Consider the following 17,577-nt stretch of genomic DNA (forward strand, 5'->3'; position numbering starts at 1 on the left):
ATGGCTCACTACGTCGGCGCCATCGACCAGGGCACGACCAGCTCGCGCTTTATCGTGTTCGACAAGGTCGGGTCCATCGTGTCGGTCGCCCAGAAGGAGCACGAGCAGATCTATCCCGGGCCCGGCCACGTGGAGCACGATCCGCTCGAGATCTGGCGCAACACGCAGGGGGTCATCGAGCAGGCGCTGGCGAGGAAAGGGCTGTCGCCCCGCGACCTCGCCGCCATCGGCATCACCAACCAGCGCGAGACGACGCTGATCTGGGACCGGCGCACCGGCCGGCCGCTCTACAACGCCCTCGTCTGGCAGGACACCCGTGTCGATCCCGTTGTCGAGGAATTCGCCCGCGACGGCGGGCACGATCGCCTGCGCGACAGGACCGGCCTGCCGCTGGCGAGCTATTTCTCCGGCCTGAAGCTGCGCTGGCTGCTCGACAACGTTCCGGGCGCGCGCGAGAAGGCGGCCGCCGGGGATGTGCTGTTCGGCAATATCGACACCTGGCTGGTCTGGAATCTCACTGGCGGCGTCAGGGGCGGCTGCCACATCACCGACGTGACCAATGCCAGCCGCACCCAGCTCATGAACCTCGGGAGCCTTGCCTGGGACGAGGAGATCCTGAACCTCTTCGACATCCCGAGGGCCTGCCTCCCGCAGATCCGCTCCTCAAGCGAGGTCTATGGGGAGGCGGCCGACGGACTCGCGGGCGTTCCCATCGCGGGCATCCTCGGCGACCAGCAGGCGGCCCTCGTCGGGCAAGCCTGCTTCCGGCAGGGCGAGGCGAAGAACACCTACGGCACCGGCTGCTTCATGCTCATGAACACCGGCGAGACCCCCTACCCTTCGAAATGCGGCCTGCTCACCACCGTGGGCTATCGGTTCGGCCAGGCCAGGACCGTCTATGCCCTCGAGGGCTCCATCGCGATCGCCGGTGCCCTGGTGCAGTGGCTTCGCGACAATCTCGGGATCATCGGGTCGAGTGCCGAGATCGAGACCCTCGCCCGCGGCGTCGACGACAATGGCGGCGTGACGATCGTGCCGGCCTTCTCGGGCCTCTATGCGCCGCACTGGAACGCGCATGCCCGCGGCCTCATCGGCGGCCTGACGCGCTTCGCCAACAAGGGTCACATCGCCCGCGCGGCGCTGGAAGCGACCGCGTTCCAGACCCGCGAGGTGCTGGACGCCATGACGAAGGACACGGGCATCGCCGTGAAGGAGCTGCGCACGGACGGCGGAATGGTCGTCAACGAGCTTCTGATGCAGTTCCAGGCCGATATCCTGAATGTGCCCGTGGTGCGGCCCAGGGTGATCGAAACCACGGCCCTGGGCGCCGCCTATGCGGCCGGCCTGGCGACGGGCTTCTGGAGCGGGACGGATGAATTGGTGCGCAATTGGGCCGTCGACAGGCGGTGGAATCCGGCCATGGACGCGGCCCGGCGCGAGCGGCTGAACGCCGTCTGGGACAGGGCCGTCGCCCGCTCGCTCGACTGGACGGACTGAGCTTCGAGCATCCTGTTGGAGCCCTGTCTTGTCATGGCCGGGCTGTCCCGGCCACACCCGTCATCTGACGCGCAGCGCCACTCGCATCGGCATCACCGGCACAAGGCCGGCAGCGACGACGTGCAGGGCCGCCGCCTGTCACGCCGCGGGCAGCGCGGCACGGATCCTGGACGCGAGTTCGGTCAGGATCTCGGGCTTTTCCATCTGGCCCGTATGGGGCTTCAGCGCCACGCCCTCGAAGCGGGGGATCACATGGAAGTGAATGTGGAAGACCACCTGTCCGCCGGCGCTCTCATTGAACTGCTGGATCGTCAGGCCGTCGGCCGAGAGCGCCGTTTTGGCAGCCTTCCCGACGATCTGAACGGCCTTCGCCAACTCGGCCAGATCGTCGGGATCGACGTCGAAGAGGTTGCGGGCCTTGTTTTTCGGGATGACCAGCACGTGCCCGTCCCCTCGGGGCATGACGTCCATGAAGGCCAGGATCCGGTCTGTCTCGTAGATTTTGTGGCAGGGAAGCTCGCCCCGTAGGATCTTCGCGAACACATTGCTGTCGTCGTAGGTCATCCCGCCCTCTCTTCCTGCGATACGAAGGTTGCAGGCGCCCGCCCACGAACACCCGCGACGAGCCTTTTACAGGCATCACGGGTGATAATCATCTCTTTCGGTCACAGCGGGGACCGTCCCTCCGAGAGTCCTCACCGTCTTGCGCAAAAGGACCCTTCTCAGTTCCGGACAGGCGAGGATCTACTACTTACCTTCGCCACGACCTTATTCGCAAATAGAACGCATCGGAGGAACTGGTATCGAGGTAAGTACCTTTTTGGTTCTTATTCCCACGGACAAGTTGTTGCCACGTTTCCGCGGCTTAAATCTCTCTGCTAAGCGTAACAATTCGACGCATTTGAATATTTTCGTGAAAATTTTTGCAAAGGTTCGATCAAACCTACCGGAACCATCGAATCCCCTTGCGGTTGAAGAAACACGGACACCATTGATAAGGAGGCATAAATGGCAGGTGGTTCGACCTCGAAGCGTGGCTTCGCGTCGATGGACTCTGACCGGCAGCGCGAGATCGCAAGCAAAGGCGGTAAAAGCGTTCCGGCCGAGAAGCGGTCTTTCTCCCAGGATCGCGAACTCGCCTCGGAAGCTGGCCGCAAGGGCGGTCAGGCCTCGGGCAACACCCGCGGCAACCAGGAGTAGTTCTTTTCCGACAACGATTGGTTTAGGGGCCGCTGGACGGCCCCTTTACTTTTTGAGGTCTTCATTGGCTTACCGCAATCTCAACCGGATCGCGCCGCTGACACGGCCCTCTTCTCCGACAGCGACAGGGCCGTAGCGGCCAGCATGATGCCCATGCCGAGACCTTCCGCCCAGCCGAACGGTTCATGGGCGTAAGCCACTCCGGCGGCAACCGCGATGATCGGACTGATGAAAGAATAAAGTCCCGCCCGAAAGGCGCCCCAGTCACGCACGAGCCCCAGATAGATCCAGAAAGCGACCAGCGAGCCGCCCAGCACCAGGATCCCCAGGCCGGAAAGGGCCCTCGGGTCGGACAGCGCCGCGAAATATGCGGGATCATATCCCTCGATCGCGAAGGAGACCGGGACCAGCGCAACGCCGCCGATGAGGCTCTGCCAGAAGGCGAGGATCAGCGGCGGCATGGCCAGGGTCAGCGGCCGGCTGATCACCGAACCCCATGCGTAGGACACGGTCCCGATGGCAACGGCGATGAGGCCGAAAACCGGCGTGGCGCCATCCTGAGCGGAGCCCGTTCGACCGGAGAAGAGAAGGGCAAGACCCACAATCCCGAACCCGATAGCCGCGACCCTTCGCAGTGTGATCCGCTCCTGCCCGTAGAGCGCTCCGATGATCACCAGGAAGATGGGCATCAGGGACAGATTCACGATGGCGGACAAACCGCTCGGCGCCCTCGCGACGCCCCAGAACAGGAAGCCGTAGCAGCCGGTCGTGATCAGCAGGGAGGCAGCCACGATGCGGCCGAACTGGCCGGACCGGACAGGAAGGCCCTGTATCTGCGCGACCAGGAGAAAGCAGGGTGCTGCGAGGAGGAAGCGCATCGCCGCGAGAAAGATCGGCGGGACCACCTCCGAGGCAACCTTCATCGGCAGCCAGGTCAAACCCCAGATGAGCGCCATCAGGGCGAAAGCTGCGATGCGCCTCACGCGAGAGACCCGATGACGGCCATTCCTGATTCCGGAAGATTGGGCTGCGAAGAACGTTATCGTGGCAGCAGGAGAACGATTTGAACAGATGGACGGTAGGAGTCTTTGCAGGAAGACACCGGTTCGGAGCCAGAACCCGAGCGGGCTGGAGCATCGGACGCAAGAGTGGGCCCACTCTTAGGATCTGATCCGATGCTAATCCATGGAACGGCGCATCGTTGAGTGCGGCCCCTCCGGGTCCGCACGGTGCGCTAGTGCCTCAGGTTGCGCCCCGCCTTGCCCGGGGCGGCCTCGACAAGGACCTCCTCGGAGGATCCTGTCCCCATCATGGCTCTGAATTCGGGCAGGCTCGGAAGCACGAACACGAGGCCCCCTGCATCCATGTATCGAACGATCTCCCCGGTCAGGGCTCCCATGAAATGGAGCGAGGCGACATCCAGGAGCGTCGCGGCGTCGACGGCCAAGTCGGACGCGAGGTTGCGCGAGGAGGCGATCAGGGTGAGCAGGCAGAACTCGTCCAGGCTCCCATGACGGGATCCGACAGGACGATAGGAGAACGGTCTGCCGCGCTGGCGCGTCAAGGCGAAGGCCAGCAGAAGGGCGTCCGAGACGATGGCCTTGGCGGCGTCAGGCCCGGTATAGGCGGTCAGTCCATGCTCGGGCCCGTCGAGAAGAGCCAGATCATATTGATCCTCGAGGAGGTCGAGAGACCGGAAAACGTCGATGACGGGAACGATGCTCGGATGGAGCAGGACCGCAACGGTCCGTGGCGCATTCAAGCATGGGAACACTTCAAGCATCAGGCAACAGACCTCAGATATGCGGGCGGCTTCCCGTCGGCACCACATGCGGCAAGGCGGGAACGAGAAGATGCCTCCTCAGCAGCAGCGGACAGGTCACCTCGTCCTGGGAGCAGACCGGAATGATGCCGCTGAGCATGGAGGCTACGGATGTCTTGTCCCGAGGCGGGGAGCTGGAGGCGAGCCGGGAGAATTCGTCCGGAAGCTCTTCCTGACAGAGAACCGCGTCCAGTTCGTTCGTGGCAGTCATGATCATTTCCTCCGCATTCTCATCGTGCTTGGAACGGCAACGTATGCGTCAACCCTCGGTTCCTTGTGCGGCAACAAGTCCGGTCGTGCCTGGGAGAGCGAACCCAGCCGGGGGAATGCGTTGCGCCCGCGTGTCGGCATGGGCGCGACGGGTGGGCGCCGCACACAGCAAAACGGCGCCTGAGTGACCTCAGACGCCGCCTGCCGGCAGAAGCCGCGATTGCAGTTACTGCTTCGGAGCCGTGGTGGTGCCGGTCGTCGAACGGTTGGCGCTGTTGTCGCCGTCCTCATCGAAAGCCGGAGCAGCCTGGAGCTCGGCCTTCGTCATCCGAAGGACGACGCGCTCGGGCTGGTTCTGGTTGCTCGACGAGGTGTTCGCCGCGGTGTTGGTCGAGCCGGCCGTGCCGGAACCCATCGTGGTCGTGTTGCCCGTGGTCGCCGTCGAGCCGGCTGTCGAACCCGTGGTGTTCACGTTGTTGTTGCCGCTGCGGCTGCTGTCCATGGCCTGCGCCTGCTGGCTGGTCATGAACTCGAGCGACTTGAACGGAACGGCCACATCCTTCTCGCCGATGCCGAGGAAGCCGCCCACGCCGACGACGGCCGCCATGATCTGACCGTTACGGTCCAGGATCACGTCATTGATGTCGCCAATCGATTCGTTGTTGGCGCTGACCACCTTGGTGCCGATCAGATCGGACGCCATGACGTGGTTCGTTTCCATCTTGGTGATGAACTGACCCTGCATGGCGCTGTTCTGGCCCATGGTGGTCGTGGACTGCGCCGAAGAGGAGGATCCGGAGGCACCTGGCTGCATGGCCGGCGAGCCCGTGGTGGTCGAGCCCGAGCCCGAAGCAGCCGGGCGATCGGTCGGAGCCGACGGGGACGAAGTCTGTGCGAGTGCGGGCGCGGCCGCAAAAGCCGTCACGACAAGGCAAGCCGCCATATGCTTCTTCAGCATTGCATATTTCTCCTGAGGATCGGTTAAAATCGCGTTGTGCACCGAAGTGCGCGGGGGTGTAACGCGCAGCCCTAGCCTCCGTTCCGAATATCCGCTGGATCAAGCTAATATTATCGGCGTCTATATTCCGAAAATCTAAGATGAATACTTATTAATATTTTATGGCGGCAAAGTACCTGTGCCGCCTGCACGATGACAGGCAACATCAAGCATGCCGATAACGGCAACAGTCTTGACGATGATTGGTTCCGGCCGGATCGTGCGACCCCGGCTGCCCGCCGCTGAAGGGATGCAACGGACCAGACCGAATGACAGCCGGCTCACCGGAGAAGCCGCTTGCCCGATGCGGAGATGCCGGACATCAAGTCCTCAGGACAGCGACTGCTCGAGGAAAGCGAGGCAAAGGCTCGGCATCCGGTTGGCGCTTGCCTTGGCAAGCGGGGAGACGTCGCCGACGCAGCCGATGGGGTTGCGGCTCTTTGGCTTCTGGGTCTGGTTCTGCGGAGCCTCATTGCCCTCCTGGCGGCGAACCGGGTGCTGTGCAACCGGGCCCTGCACCTCCTCCTTGAGGGTCACGACCGGCAGGTCCGTGTCCCGCGCGAAGGTCGTGGTGCCGGAGCGGGGATCCGACTTGTAGAGCACCTTGCCTTCCTGGTCCCGCAGGATCACGGCAGCGTTGGACACGCCGACCAGCTCCACGATCGAAACCGCTGCCGGCCGGCTCGACGGAACAGGCGCCGCGATCCGATCGCCCCTCACCGAGACTGGAGCCGCGAGAGCCAGGGCTTCCGACTGCACCAGCGGAGACATGGTGAAGGACGATGGTGCGAAGCTTCCGGCCACGAAGAAAGCCCCAGCCAATCCGACCAAAGCTACAGGTGTGCGGAACATCCCTCTCTCCTGCTATCCCAGCTCAACTATTCGAAAAAACAACGCGACCATTTCTTTGATGTTCCTGCCTCATTCCCTGGGAGCGAAGAATAAAAAGTGGGGTAAAAAAGCTGGGAACCTTTGTTTTCGATAGGGCGTTCTTAAAGTACCGGCCTCCTGGTCCTCCCCGCATTCCCCTTGTGCATTGGCCGGCACCTAAGACGGGCTCATCAGCCCGTCTTTTTTTGTGCTTATACGTCACGATAAAAGAAAAGCCCGGCCAACGGCCGGGCTATTACTTGGTAATCCTATCAGCTTGAAGGATCAGGCAGTTGCAGCACGGGGCTCGCGGCGCCGGGCGCTCTGCTGGAAGAAGAGGGCCTGGCTGATCACGGCCGAGACGTTCGCCGGCTGGAACGGCTTGGCGATCAGGAAGGCGGGCTCGGGCCGCTCGCCGGTTAGGAAGCGCTCGGGATACGCCGTGATGAAGATCACCGGAACCTCGAAGGCCTTGAGGAGGTCGTTGACCGCATCGAGACCCGAGCTGCCATCGGCCAGCTGGATATCGGCCAGGATCAGGCCCGGCTGCTTGGCGGAAGCGAGCTTGACGGCTTCGGTCCTCGTGCGGGCGACTCCCGTCACGTTGTGGCCGAGGCCCTCGACTAGGGCCTCGAGGTCCATGGCGATGAGAGGCTCGTCCTCGATGATGAGGATGTCCGTCGCCATATCGGCCGCGAGCTCCCGTCCAGCCTCGTCGACGAGTTCACGGACGGTCTTCGTGTCGACGTCGAGGATCTGGCCGACCTCCTCCTCTCCAAAGCCCTCGAGGCAGGACAGAAGGAAGGCCTGACGGGGAAGTGGGGTGATCTGGCCGAGACGGACCTCCGCCGGCAGGTCGCGCTGGATCTGCTCGCTGCGTCCGTTCACCGACAGGGAATTCCAGATTCGGGTAAAGACCTGAAAGAGCTCGACCTTCACGTTTCCGGAAGGACCGATGGTCTCGGGCTCGCTGACGAGGGTTTCGAGGGTGGCGGCCACATAGGCGTCACCAGCCATCTGGCTGCCTGTGAGCGCGCGCGCGTAGCGGCGAAGATACGGTAAATGCTGGACGACAAGCTGCGCTGTCGACATTCGCTTCCCCTTAACTGTGCTTTTGGCTCGTTGTACTGACGGACCATTAAACGCGGCGAAGCTGCGAAAGTTCCATGGATGGAACCGGGCGCAGCAACCAGCGTTATTGCTCGAAAACGAATATATGGATATTGCCAAGATTGGCTATCCCCCTGAAAAAATTGGGATGGCAAGGGGACGAAGATGACGGTCGATAAGGGGAACAAGCTTGCTCGGGCCATTCTGGATGCATCCGTGAACGACAAGGACGATAAGCTTGCCAACGACCCCAAGCTCGACAGCGGCAGTCAGAAGCGCATCGGCGACCAACTTCGTGCCATGTATGACGAACTGATGCAGCAGCCTGTCCCGGACCGTTTCAAGGAACTGCTCGATCAGCTGGACAAGAAGAACGGGGGGAAGGAGGGGTCTCAATGACCCCAGAACCCGAACCGGAGTTACGGGAAGCTCTTCTCGCAGCGGTTCCCAGCCTTCGTGCCTTCGCCATCTCGCTTTCGGGTCAGGTCGACAGGGCGGACGACCTTGTTCAGGATACTCTCCTCCGGGCCTTGGCCAATCTGCATCGGTTCGAGCCGGGAACGAACCTGAATGCGTGGCTCTTCACTATCCTTCGCAATCTTTTCCATTCCGAGTACCGCAAGCGGCGCCGCGAGGTCGAGGATCCCGACGGCTCCTATGCAGGGCGCCTGAAGGTTCAGCCCGAACAGGGCTCCCACCTGGATTTCGAGGATTTCCGCAGCGCGCTCGCCAAGCTCCCGTCCGACCAGCGCGAGGCTCTGCTTCTGGTTGGCGCATCCGGCTTCTCCTACGAGGAGGCCGCGCATATCTGCGGCTGCGCCGTCGGGACGATCAAGAGCCGCGTGAATCGTGCCCGCTTTCGCCTCGCGTCACTGCTGAACGTCGAGGACATCGAAGACCTCGGTCCCGACAGCATGACAAGAGCGGCCCTGCAGGGCTGACCGTTCCCCTCTCCTTTCCCAAACGTCACCTCATAAACGAGAACGCCGCCCTTGCGAGGCGGCGTTCGTGACCTCGACGCCTGATCGGCGTCACGAGGCCAACATCACATGGGGCTTCGTCCCCGCAGCAGACCGATCACGGCCGAGATGGCGAAAAGAACGATCGCTACGAAGAAGATCAGCTTCGCAATCTCGACAGCCGTACCGGCAATGCCGCCGAAGCCGAACAGAGCTGCGACCAGAGCGATGATGAGAAAAGTGACTGCCCAACCGAGCATGGTGTTACCTCGCTGAATTTACAATCGACTGTAAGCCGACGATGTTCAAACAACGCCAAGCGCGACTGTAGGGTTCCAATCGGAGCACGCTCAACTGTGTTCATCCACCGTTCAAAGGTATTCGGGCAGGCTTTCTTTCACATGGAACCTGCCCCTAGCCCATACGTTTTCCAGATCACTTGGGAGAGATGGTCGATGACTCGTTCGGTTGCCCTTCGCGCATTCTGTATCTTTGCGGTTGTTACTGTCCTGGCAGCGATGACTGGTGCGGTGTCTCAAGTCGAAATTGCAGAAGTCCTTTTCGTTCTTGGCGGGTCTCTGTCGGCTGTCATGCTTTTCTTCGCCTGGGCGACGCCGCAGCAAAGCCTCGTCCCTGTTCGCGTCCGCCGCAGACGCTGACGCGCTACTCGGTGCTTACAGAAAGGGCGGCCCTTTGAGCCGCCCTTCCCTTTTCAGGATTCCGTCGCATCCCCGCCATTCGGGTGCAGGACCGAACCTGTGATGTAGGAAGAGTCCTCGCACGCCAGGAACAAGTATGAAGGCGCGACCTCGTTCGGCTGCCCTGGACGCTTCAGGGGTGTGTTGGCACCGAACTGCTTCACCTTTTCGACCGGGAAAGTGGATGGAATGAGGGGCGTCCAGATGGGTCCTGGAGCCACGCCGTTGACCCGGATCCCGTCTCCAGCGAGCTTCTGGGCCAGAGAGCGCGTGAAGGCGACGATCGCGCCCTTGGTGGCGCTGTAGTCGAGAAGGTCGGCGCTGCCGCGGTAGGCCGTCACCGACGTGGTATTGATGATCGCAGCGCCCGGCTTCAGATGCGGCATGGCCGCCTGCACCATATAAAAGTAGCCGAAGATGTTGGTGCGGAAGGTGCGATCGATCTGATCCGGCGTGATCTCGCCGATATCCTTCTTCGGATGCTGCTCGGCCGCATTGTTGACGAGGACGTCCAGCTTGCCGAAGCGCCGGACGACCTGCTCGACGGCAGAGCGGCAGAAGCCGGGATCGCCGACATCGCCGGCGATGGTCAGGCATGCCCGCCCTTCCCGTTCGACCAGTCGCTTCGTCTCCTGCGCATCCTCGCCCTCGTTCAGATACAGGACCGCCAGATCGGCTCCCTCGCGGGCGAAGAGAACGGCAGTCGCCCGCCCGATGCCGCTGTCGCCGCCGGTGATGAGCGCGACCCTGCCCTGCAACCGGCCGCTGCCGGGATAACGGGGCTCGTATTCGGGTCGCGGGGTCATTTCGGTCTCGTGTCCAGGCTGCCGGTCCTGCGTTTGGGGAGGAAGGGTCTGCGTCTGCTCGGAGCTCATGGCATCATTCCGTCAAAGAAGAGGATGCGGGCCCCCGACCGGCCAGGATGGAGGTCAGGTCTCCAAAGAAGCGAAGCCCGCGTTGGGGCTCAACGCGGGCTCCAATTGCCTGTTCCTGAGAAAGGGCCGGCGCTATTCCGCCGGGTGTGGACGCTCGGCGGTTTCAGGCGTCATCCGCAGGATGTGGTAGAGAATGATTGCCCCGAAGGTGGCCGTGCCGATGCCGTCGAGGGTGAAGCCTCCGACGTTCAGCTTGAAGTTTCCGGCCCCGAGGACCAGCGCGACCGCCACGGTGATGAGATTGCGCGGGTTCGAGAAATCGACCCGGTTCTCGACCCAGATCCGGCCGGCCGTCGCGGCGATGAGCCCGAAGACCACGATGGACAGGCCGCCGAGGACCGGCCCCGGAATGGTCCCGATGAAGGCGCCGAACTTCGGAGACAGCCCGAGGAGAAGCGCGAAACCGGCCGCGATGATGAAGACCAGCGTCGAGTAGATGCGGGTCACCGCCATCACGCCCATGTTCTCGGCATAAGTCGTCATGCCCGTGCCGCCCGCCGCGCCCGACAGCATGGTGGCGATACCGTCGCCCATGAAGGCGCGGCCGAGATAGGGATCGAGGTTGCGGCCCGTCATGGCGCCGATGGCTTTGATATGCCCGAGATTCTCCGCCACCAGGATGATGGCCACCGGGGCGATGAGGCTGATGGCTCGCGCGTCGAAGACCGGGCTCTGGAAGGTCGGCAGGCCGAACCACGCGGCCTGGCCGATTTTCGTGAAGTCGATCGGCTGTCCGAGGCCCAGGATGTTGGCGCAGACGTAGTAGATCAGGTAGCCGGCGGCGCCGCCGATCAGCACTGGCAGGCGGCGCATCGTTCCCGGCGCATAGACGGCCACGAAGCCCACCGCCACCACGGTGGCGAGAGCGATCCAGCGGGCGAAGTCGCTGCCGGCCTGGTTGTCGGGCGTGACCCCTGAGGCGCTGTTGATCGCGATCGGCGCGAGCACGAGGCCGATGGCCGCCACGATCGCGCCCGTCACGACCGGAGGCATCAGCCGTTCGATCCAGCGGTGTCCCGCCAGCTGGACCACGAGGCCGATGAGGAAATAAAGGGCGCCGGCCGCGATGATGCCGCCGAGCGCCAGGGGAATGTTCCCGTTGGGGCTGCCGACGCTCGCGCCGGTGGCCACGAGAACGGGCCCGATGAAGGCGAAGCTCGAGCCGAGATAGCTCGGAACTCGACCACCGACCACGAAGAAGAAGATGATGGTGGCAAGGCCTGAGAACAGGATCGACACGTTGGGGTCGAAACCCATGAGGATCGGTGCGAGCACGGTCGCGCCGAACATGGCGACCACATGCTGCAAGCCTACGACGATCATCTGGCCGGTCGGCAGCCGCTCATCCGGCATGATGATGCCTTCGGTCTTCAGGCTCCATCGCGGCAGGAAACTGTCGGACATGAATACTCCCCCAGGATATGGCTTATCGAGCAGCACCGTAGACCCGTGATCCCGGGAATGGCTAGGTGAGATAAGGACTTATTAACCGCCGCGAGAGCCTGGATTCTGGACAAGTGCTCTCTTGGCCGCCACATCATGCCCCATTGCGACGGATGAGGATGACCATGCGCAAAGATCACGACGTTCCGGAAGGCATGCTTCACACCCTCTGGCTCGACAGCCGAAGCCTCAAGGGGAACCTTCTCGGGGATCCCTCCCGTCGCCGGATCGACGTCTATGTGCCGGCAGGTCAAGACGGCCGGAACCTGCCCCTCCTCGTGGATCTCGTGGGCTATACGGCAGGCGGCCCAGCCCATACCAACTGGAAGAACTACGGCGAGAACGTGCCCGAGCGCCTCGACCGCCTGATCGGCACGGGCGCCATGCCGCCGGTCGTGGTGGCCTTTCCCGACTGCTTCACGCGCCTCGGCGGCAATCAATATGTCGACAGTGCCGCCATGGGTTCCTGGGAGACGTTCCTCGTGCGCGAGATGCTCCCCTTCGTCGAGGAACGCTTCGGCTGCGGCGGGGATGGGCGCCGCGGCGTCTTCGGCAAGAGTTCGGGCGGTTACGGCAGCATGGTCCATGCCCTACGGCATGGCGGTTCCATTTGGTCAGCGGCGGCTTCCCACTCCGGAGACGTCGGGTTCGAATATCTCTATCACCTCGGCGAGTTCGCCGGGGCGCTGCGCCACCTCGTCGACCACGGCATGTCCATCGAGGCTTTCCTGCGCAAGTTCGAGGCCGGTCCGAAGGCGAAGGACAAGGATTGGCATGTGCTGATGCTCCTCGCCCAGGCGGCAAGCTTCGACCCGGACCCGGGTCAGTTCTACGGGGTCCGCCTGCCGGTGGATCTGCAGACCTGCGAGGTGATCGAGGAGCGCTGGGCCAACTGGCTGCGCTGGGACCCCCTGCGCATGGTCGATCATCCCGAGCTTCAGGAGAACCTGCGCACGCTGAAGGCCTTCTACATCGATTGCGGCGACATCGACCAATACAACATGGTCTACGGCTCCCGGATCATGCACCGGAAACTCGAAGCCGCCGGCGTCCCTCACACCTACGAGGAATTCCACGACGACCATTCCTCGGTCGACTACCGCATGGACGTCAGCCTGCCGCTCCTGGCCAAGGCGCTTTCGTGACAGGCCCTGTCACGCGCCGCCCGGCTCGTCCTCGGTCGGCAATTCGCAGTGATTGTGGATGTGGGTTGCGGCGAGCGCCGCATGACCCATGCCGACCACGATCTGGTCGAGACCGCGGACGATGTCGCCGGCGGCATAGAGCCCTTTGACGGTGGTTTGGCAATGGTTGTCGACGGTCAGGGCGCCCGACTTGTCGTGCTCGGCACCGAGCGCAATGGCGAGGTCCGAGCGGTAGGTCAGCCCAAGGGCCGAATAGAGTACGTCGAACCGGTGCTCCTTGCCGCCCATATGCACGGCGGAGATGCGATCCTCCTCCATATCCAGCGATTCGACGGGCGTTTCCATGATCTTGATGTCGTGCTCCTCGAGCCTCCCCCGCTGCTCGGGGGTCAGTTCGAGGGGTTGACCTAACGTGAGCAGGGTCACGTCGCGGGAATAGGTGCGGGCGATGAAGACCGCCTCCCCGATCCCGTGGGAGCCGTACGCGATGACGGCGATCTTCCGATCCCGGGACTCATAGCCGTCGCAGATCGGACAATAGCGCACGAGTCCCCGTTGGACGGCGTTGGGCACATCCGGCAGATCGGGCTCGATGTCGACGGAGCCCGTGGCCAGCACCACGCGCTTGGCCGCAATCTGGCTCATGCCGCCGTCGTTGTCCTCCACGACCGCAATGAAGCGGTCCGGCTGCTTGCGAAGGCCTGTGACCCGCCCTGCCTGGATCGTCGGCCCGTACTGCTCCAGATTGGTCCTGGCGCGGGCCAGGATGTCCCTGCCGGAGATCCCTTCCGCAAAGACCGGGATGTTGTGGCTGGTCGGGATCCAGGCTGCCCGTGGTGTGCCGCTGTCCACCACCACGAAGCGGCGCTTGAAGCGGGCGAGATACAGCGCCGTCGTCAGCCCCGCCGGTCCGCCGCCGACGATCAGACAATCCAGGATGTCCCCGTTCGACCCCATTCCCGCACAATCCTCCCGCTAGCCTCACAGGAGGCACAACACCCGAGGGCGGAAAAAGATCGCCACGGCGAAGCCGGTTAGCGGCTACAGGTACCCTCGACACGGATGATGTCGTCCTCGCCCGTGTAGCTGCCAATCTGGATTCCGATGATTTCCAACGAGACGCGACCCGGATTGGCAAGGCGATGCACCGCCCCCACCGGAATGTAGGCTGCCTCCCCCTCCCGTACGAGCGTGGTTCTTCCTTCGACCGTCACCTCCGCGCCCCCATGCAGGACCACCCAGTGCTCGGCTCGGTGATGATGCCGCTGCAGCGAGAGCCCTGCACCGGGTTTGACCACGATTCGCTTGACCTGGAAGCGGGAGCCCCGATCCATCGTCTCGTACCACCCCCACGATTGATCCATGCGAACGGGTTCACTGGCTTCAGGACGCTGTTTAGCGCGCAGCGACGCCACAAAATCCTTCACAAGATCCGGGCGCTTTCGTGCAGCGACAAGCACCGCATCCGGCCTAGTGACCACCACGATATCGTTAAGGCCCGCCACGGTCGTGAGAATGCCGTTACTGTCGATGAGGCTGTTGCGAGTCTCGGTCACTTCCACGTTGCCGCGCAGGCAATTGCCCCTCTCATCTCGGGGCGAGGCATTCCACAAAGCCTCCCAGGTTCCGATATCCGACCAGGAGAAGGAAACTGGGATGACACCGGCTCGGTCCGTATGCTCCATCACGGCATAGTCGATGGACGTCTTCGGTGCGAGCCCGAAGGATCCCTCGTGCAGGCAGATGGAGTCCTGATCCGCAGTGGCCCTTTGAAGCGCCTCCCGGGCCCCTGCGAGGATTTCCGGCTGGAAGCGCGCGAGCTCGTCTAGCATCACGTCGGCCCGAAACATGAAGATCCCACTGTTCCAAAGGTAGCCTTGCTCGATATAGCCCTGGGCGGCGAACCCATCGGGCTTCTCGATGAAGCTGTCGACCTTGAAGGCCGCGGTGCCATCGATTCGTATTCCCGGGCGGATATAGCCATAGCCCGTGGCCGGATCCTGCGGCACCAGGCCCAGGATCATGATATGCCCCTGTCTCGCTGGTTCGATCGCTGCCTCGCATGACATCAAGAATGCCTCGGGGTCGTCGATCACATGATCCGCGGGGACGATCAGGAGGATCGCCTCTGGGTCGCTCGATGCGGCGTGACAGGCTGCGACTGCGATCGCCGCTGCGGAATCCCGTTGAACCGGCTCCAGGATGATAGCGGCTCCAGCGCCAATCTGCGCCAATTGATCCGCTGCGGCGGACTTGGCGGCTTTGCTCAGGATGATGACGGGCTGAGAGAATATAGCAGGTGATGCGACGCGCTGAACGGCCATCTGGAAGGTGGAATAAGGCCCCAGCAGATTGAGGAAAGGCTTAGGTCTGCTGTCCCGCGAGGCGGGCCAAAGACGTGCGCCTGAACCACCACAGAGAATGACGGGAAGGATCTGGGAGCTTCCCTCGCGCATGGCGAACCTTCTTTCGACCTATGATACGCATCCTAGAGTAGCAATATAGTTTCATCAATCGGTTTTTCTTGGGACTCATTTCCGGTACGCAGCTTGGACCGGCGGCCTGATCAGCCCCAGAACGTTCGAAAAGCGCTGTTGACCTCGATTGAAGCCTGCAACCGGGAGCTCGGATCCACGCCGCAGGCCGCCTCTCTTTGCAGATCAGCGCAACAGAGCTATAGGTTCCGATCTTACCGACAATCCCCCTGTTTAGCCGTGCCAACAGGCACTCGGGATGTGATCCTCACGAATGAGCATTGCACAGAACCTCAAGCGTATCCTTCCGACTGAGGCGCGAACCCTCATCAAGCGGAAATTCCCGGAGCCGGTCAGGAGGCTTGCGATCGGGTTGGATTCCATTCCCCTGGTGTTGAACGGCCAAGCCTGGGAGAGATTTCAGCAGCCCAACCCCAACCGCGAGCCGCACCCCCTGTTCTCCAAGATCTGGTCAGGCTTTGGAGAACGGGCCGCTAGGGAGCTCGAGCTTTCCAAACCGCTGGCTCAAAGAGACCGTGCCACCTTGGCCGCGACGGCCTGGTCCCTCGCGAAGTGGTACGCCTATAATGGAAACTACGTCGCCACGCTCGAAAACTTGGTGCTCATGACGACGGCGTTCCCCCGAATGCGCCGCAACGTCTACACTCAGCTCATGATGGTTGAATGCCTGCTTCGCCTCGACCGCCCGGACGAAGCTCAGGCATGGCTGCTATGGGCCTCGAAACACACGAGGATGCGGGCGGAGTTCTATTTCTCGGCCGCGAATATTTGCCATGCTCTGGCAAGCCGGGCCGGGTCGGTGCGCTCCGCCGATGCCGAGCGCCTGGCGTGGCTGAACAAGGTCTACGAGGAAGGCGGATTTTCGAAGGTCGGCCTACTGAACGATGATGCGCCCTTGAGCATCGAGAACCTCACCGTTGCTCATCCACGCCCCACGGAGGCTTCCGCCAAGCTCAGCGTTCTGGTTCCCGCCTACAACTGCGCCGAGACTCTCCCGATCGCCCTGAACAGCATCCTCAATCAGACGTGGCGCAACCTGGAAGTCCTCGTCGTCGATGACCGGAGCCCGGATGAGACCTGGCAGGTCATCCAGGACTTTGCCCAGCGGGACCATCGCGTCATTCCGCTGCGACATGAGCGGAATGGAGGCGCATACGCCGCGAGGAATACGGCCCTGTCCCACGCCACGGGCGATTTCGTCACCGTTCATGATGCCGACGACTGGTCGCACCCTGAAAAGTTCGCCGCTCAGATGCTTCATGCAACATCCCGCCCAGAGGGCATCAGCACCACGATCGGCGTCCGGGTCTCGACGGATCTCCGGTTCGACGTGAAGGCCAACATGGCCGGAATGCTGATGGAGAACACCTCCTCGCTGCTCGTGAAGAGGCAGACCCTTGCCGACCTCGGCGGTTGGGACGCCACTCGGCTCGGGGCCGACTCGGAGTTGTACGAGCGTATCCGGGCACGGCACAGTCTCGTGGCGAACAAGCTTTATCCCGCAACGCCTCTGACGCTGATCCTGTTCAGCGGCTCGTCCCTCACCCAGACCAAGGCCGCCGGGATCGCAACCGTGAACTACGGCGCACGACGCCAGTACAAGGAAGCTTACCGCTTCTGGCATGCCACGGAGATGGCGAAACCCGAGCCCGACCTTCGCATGACGCCTGACCGGCGCTTTCCGGCTCCCCGGATTATCCTGGGACGTCGGGAGCCGATCCAGAACATCGACGTCATCGTCGTCGGGAACTTCGCCGATGCGGCCCGGCCTCTCGAGCAGGACGTCGGACGCTGGCGGACGCTGGCGGAGGCAGGCCTAAAGCTCGGGGTCGTTCACTGGCCGAGCTTCAGACGGGCCGAGGCCAATATCGTGCCTTCGGTCCGCGCTGCCATTGCGGAAGAACTCGTCGGGAACATCGTTCCCGGTGAAAACGTGGCGTGCAAAGCCGCTGTTCTCCTGGATGCCGCTCTCCTCGACGATCCGCCGTCGCCCTTGCCGATAATCGCGGCCGAACGCCTGTACGTGATTGGCAGCACCGACCTGCCGGTCTCCCAAGCAGAGGCCGCCGCGAACTTTTTCGGGTGCACCCCGCTCCTCATCGAGGAGGCCGGGCTGATGGGCGCGTTACGCAGCCTCGCGCCTATCCCGCCGAAGGCTCCAGGCTTGTAGGTCGGCCTCCGTAGGTACCTGAGCGG

General features: G+C 62.9%; 18 protein-coding genes. 6 read left to right on the forward strand and 12 right to left on the reverse strand.

What is annotated here, in order from left to right; genetic code table 11:
* Positions 1-1,497, forward strand: coding sequence for a glycerol kinase GlpK (gene glpK, locus KBI52_RS25315; RefSeq protein ID WP_210812137.1), 1,497 nt, complete (start codon positions 1-3; stop codon positions 1,495-1,497).
* A gap of 138 nt (positions 1,498-1,635) precedes the next feature.
* On the opposite strand, the gene KBI52_RS25320 is transcribed toward glpK, so the two are convergent.
* A complete protein-coding gene (locus tag KBI52_RS25320; protein ID WP_173948517.1) occupies positions 1,636-2,061 on the reverse strand; it encodes an HIT family protein in 426 nt (141 codons plus the stop codon).
* Between the two features lie 444 nt (positions 2,062-2,505).
* Here KBI52_RS25320 and KBI52_RS25325 point away from each other — a divergent pair, with 444 nt between their 5' ends.
* The gene (locus tag KBI52_RS25325; RefSeq protein WP_009494027.1) at positions 2,506-2,697 is read left to right on the forward strand and encodes a general stress protein; all 192 of its coding nucleotides are present in this window, start codon (positions 2,506-2,508) and stop codon (positions 2,695-2,697) included.
* A gap of 80 nt (positions 2,698-2,777) precedes the next feature.
* Here the strand turns inward: KBI52_RS25325 and KBI52_RS25330 are convergent, their stop codons facing one another.
* The 6 genes from KBI52_RS25330 to KBI52_RS25355 form a co-directional block, all read right to left on the reverse strand.
* The gene (locus tag KBI52_RS25330) at positions 2,778-3,680 is read right to left on the reverse strand and encodes a DMT family transporter (protein ID WP_262265457.1); all 903 of its coding nucleotides are present in this window, start codon (positions 3,678-3,680) and stop codon (positions 2,778-2,780) included.
* Positions 3,681-3,931: 251 nt separating this feature from the next.
* The gene (locus KBI52_RS25335; RefSeq protein WP_210812138.1) at positions 3,932-4,459 is read right to left on the reverse strand and encodes a hypothetical protein; all 528 of its coding nucleotides are present in this window, start codon (positions 4,457-4,459) and stop codon (positions 3,932-3,934) included.
* Between the two features lie 34 nt (positions 4,460-4,493).
* Positions 4,494-4,730, reverse strand: a complete 237-nt coding sequence (locus KBI52_RS25340) for a hypothetical protein (RefSeq protein ID WP_173948519.1) — start codon at positions 4,728-4,730, stop codon at positions 4,494-4,496.
* A gap of 225 nt (positions 4,731-4,955) precedes the next feature.
* Complete coding sequence (locus tag KBI52_RS25345; RefSeq protein WP_210812139.1) at positions 4,956-5,687, reverse strand: PRC-barrel domain-containing protein; 732 nt, start codon at positions 5,685-5,687, stop codon at positions 4,956-4,958.
* Between the two features lie 369 nt (positions 5,688-6,056).
* Positions 6,057-6,578 carry a hypothetical protein gene (locus tag KBI52_RS25350; RefSeq protein ID WP_173948521.1) on the reverse strand — a complete coding sequence of 174 codons (522 nt, stop codon included), beginning with the start codon at positions 6,576-6,578 and terminating at the stop codon, positions 6,057-6,059.
* A gap of 303 nt (positions 6,579-6,881) precedes the next feature.
* Complete coding sequence (locus KBI52_RS25355; RefSeq protein WP_173948522.1) at positions 6,882-7,688, reverse strand: response regulator; 807 nt, start codon at positions 7,686-7,688, stop codon at positions 6,882-6,884.
* A 234-nt stretch (positions 7,689-7,922) separates the two neighbouring features.
* Between KBI52_RS25355 and KBI52_RS33520 the strand changes: the two genes are divergently transcribed.
* The gene (locus tag KBI52_RS33520) at positions 7,923-8,105 is read left to right on the forward strand and encodes a NepR family anti-sigma factor (protein ID WP_262265458.1); all 183 of its coding nucleotides are present in this window, start codon (positions 7,923-7,925) and stop codon (positions 8,103-8,105) included.
* Positions 8,102-8,647: a sigma-70 family RNA polymerase sigma factor gene (locus tag KBI52_RS25365; RefSeq protein ID WP_173948524.1), complete on the forward strand. Its 546-nt coding sequence runs from the start codon at positions 8,102-8,104 to the stop codon at positions 8,645-8,647. Before KBI52_RS33520 ends, KBI52_RS25365 begins: the two co-directional genes overlap by 4 nt.
* Before the next feature lie 104 nt (positions 8,648-8,751).
* Here the strand turns inward: KBI52_RS25365 and KBI52_RS25370 are convergent, their stop codons facing one another.
* The 3 genes from KBI52_RS25370 to KBI52_RS25380 all read right to left on the reverse strand — a co-directional run bounded on the left by KBI52_RS25370 (position 8,752) and on the right by KBI52_RS25380 (position 11,702).
* On the reverse strand, positions 8,752-8,925 hold the full coding sequence (locus KBI52_RS25370; protein ID WP_009494036.1) for a DUF1328 domain-containing protein: 174 nt from the start codon (positions 8,923-8,925) through the stop codon (positions 8,752-8,754).
* 452 nt (positions 8,926-9,377) lie between these two features.
* A complete protein-coding gene (locus KBI52_RS25375; protein WP_210812141.1) occupies positions 9,378-10,238 on the reverse strand; it encodes an SDR family oxidoreductase in 861 nt (286 codons plus the stop codon).
* 132 nt (positions 10,239-10,370) lie between these two features.
* Positions 10,371-11,702: a solute carrier family 23 protein gene (locus KBI52_RS25380; protein WP_210812142.1), complete on the reverse strand. Its 1,332-nt coding sequence runs from the start codon at positions 11,700-11,702 to the stop codon at positions 10,371-10,373.
* A gap of 164 nt (positions 11,703-11,866) precedes the next feature.
* Between KBI52_RS25380 and KBI52_RS25385 the strand changes: the two genes are divergently transcribed.
* Positions 11,867-12,886 carry an alpha/beta hydrolase family protein gene (locus KBI52_RS25385; RefSeq protein ID WP_210812143.1) on the forward strand — a complete coding sequence of 340 codons (1,020 nt, stop codon included), beginning with the start codon at positions 11,867-11,869 and terminating at the stop codon, positions 12,884-12,886.
* Positions 12,887-12,895: 9 nt separating this feature from the next.
* On the opposite strand, the gene KBI52_RS25390 is transcribed toward KBI52_RS25385, so the two are convergent.
* Positions 12,896-13,843: an NAD(P)/FAD-dependent oxidoreductase gene (locus KBI52_RS25390; protein ID WP_210812144.1), complete on the reverse strand. Its 948-nt coding sequence runs from the start codon at positions 13,841-13,843 to the stop codon at positions 12,896-12,898.
* Positions 13,844-13,920: 77 nt separating this feature from the next.
* Positions 13,921-15,342: a mannose-1-phosphate guanylyltransferase/mannose-6-phosphate isomerase gene (locus tag KBI52_RS25395; protein ID WP_210812145.1), complete on the reverse strand. Its 1,422-nt coding sequence runs from the start codon at positions 15,340-15,342 to the stop codon at positions 13,921-13,923.
* A gap of 292 nt (positions 15,343-15,634) precedes the next feature.
* Here KBI52_RS25395 and KBI52_RS25400 point away from each other — a divergent pair, with 292 nt between their 5' ends.
* The gene (locus KBI52_RS25400) at positions 15,635-17,551 is read left to right on the forward strand and encodes a glycosyltransferase family 2 protein (RefSeq protein WP_210812146.1); all 1,917 of its coding nucleotides are present in this window, start codon (positions 15,635-15,637) and stop codon (positions 17,549-17,551) included.
* The last annotated feature ends 26 nt before the right edge of the window (positions 17,552-17,577 follow it).

It is taken from the genome of Microvirga sp. HBU67558, from assembly GCF_018069605.1.
Taxonomy (GTDB): domain Bacteria; phylum Pseudomonadota; class Alphaproteobacteria; order Rhizobiales; family Beijerinckiaceae; genus Microvirga; species Microvirga terrae.

Excerpts from the sequence above, each read along its gene's own strand:
- glpK (WP_210812137.1), top strand. The coding sequence starts at position 1 with ATGGCTCACTACGTCGGCGCCATCGACCAGGGCACGACCAGCTCGCGC.
- KBI52_RS25320 (WP_173948517.1), bottom strand. The coding sequence starts at position 2,061 with ATGACCTACGACGACAGCAATGTGTTCGCGAAGATCCTACGGGGCGAG.
- KBI52_RS25325 (WP_009494027.1), top strand. The coding sequence starts at position 2,506 with ATGGCAGGTGGTTCGACCTCGAAGCGTGGCTTCGCGTCGATGGACTCT.
- KBI52_RS25340 (WP_173948519.1), bottom strand. The coding sequence starts at position 4,730 with ATGACTGCCACGAACGAACTGGACGCGGTTCTCTGTCAGGAAGAGCTT.
- KBI52_RS25345 (WP_210812139.1), bottom strand. The coding sequence starts at position 5,687 with ATGCTGAAGAAGCATATGGCGGCTTGCCTTGTCGTGACGGCTTTTGCG.
- KBI52_RS25350 (WP_173948521.1), bottom strand. The coding sequence starts at position 6,578 with ATGTTCCGCACACCTGTAGCTTTGGTCGGATTGGCTGGGGCTTTCTTC.
- KBI52_RS25355 (WP_173948522.1), bottom strand. The coding sequence starts at position 7,688 with ATGTCGACAGCGCAGCTTGTCGTCCAGCATTTACCGTATCTTCGCCGC.
- KBI52_RS25365 (WP_173948524.1), top strand. The coding sequence starts at position 8,102 with ATGACCCCAGAACCCGAACCGGAGTTACGGGAAGCTCTTCTCGCAGCG.
- KBI52_RS25370 (WP_009494036.1), bottom strand. The coding sequence starts at position 8,925 with ATGCTCGGTTGGGCAGTCACTTTTCTCATCATCGCTCTGGTCGCAGCT.
- KBI52_RS25375 (WP_210812141.1), bottom strand. The coding sequence starts at position 10,238 with ATGAGCTCCGAGCAGACGCAGACCCTTCCTCCCCAAACGCAGGACCGG.
- KBI52_RS25380 (WP_210812142.1), bottom strand. The coding sequence starts at position 11,702 with ATGTCCGACAGTTTCCTGCCGCGATGGAGCCTGAAGACCGAAGGCATC.
- KBI52_RS25385 (WP_210812143.1), top strand. The coding sequence starts at position 11,867 with ATGCGCAAAGATCACGACGTTCCGGAAGGCATGCTTCACACCCTCTGG.
- KBI52_RS25390 (WP_210812144.1), bottom strand. The coding sequence starts at position 13,843 with ATGGGGTCGAACGGGGACATCCTGGATTGTCTGATCGTCGGCGGCGGA.
- KBI52_RS25395 (WP_210812145.1), bottom strand. The coding sequence starts at position 15,342 with ATGCGCGAGGGAAGCTCCCAGATCCTTCCCGTCATTCTCTGTGGTGGT.
- KBI52_RS25400 (WP_210812146.1), top strand. The coding sequence starts at position 15,635 with ATGAGCATTGCACAGAACCTCAAGCGTATCCTTCCGACTGAGGCGCGA.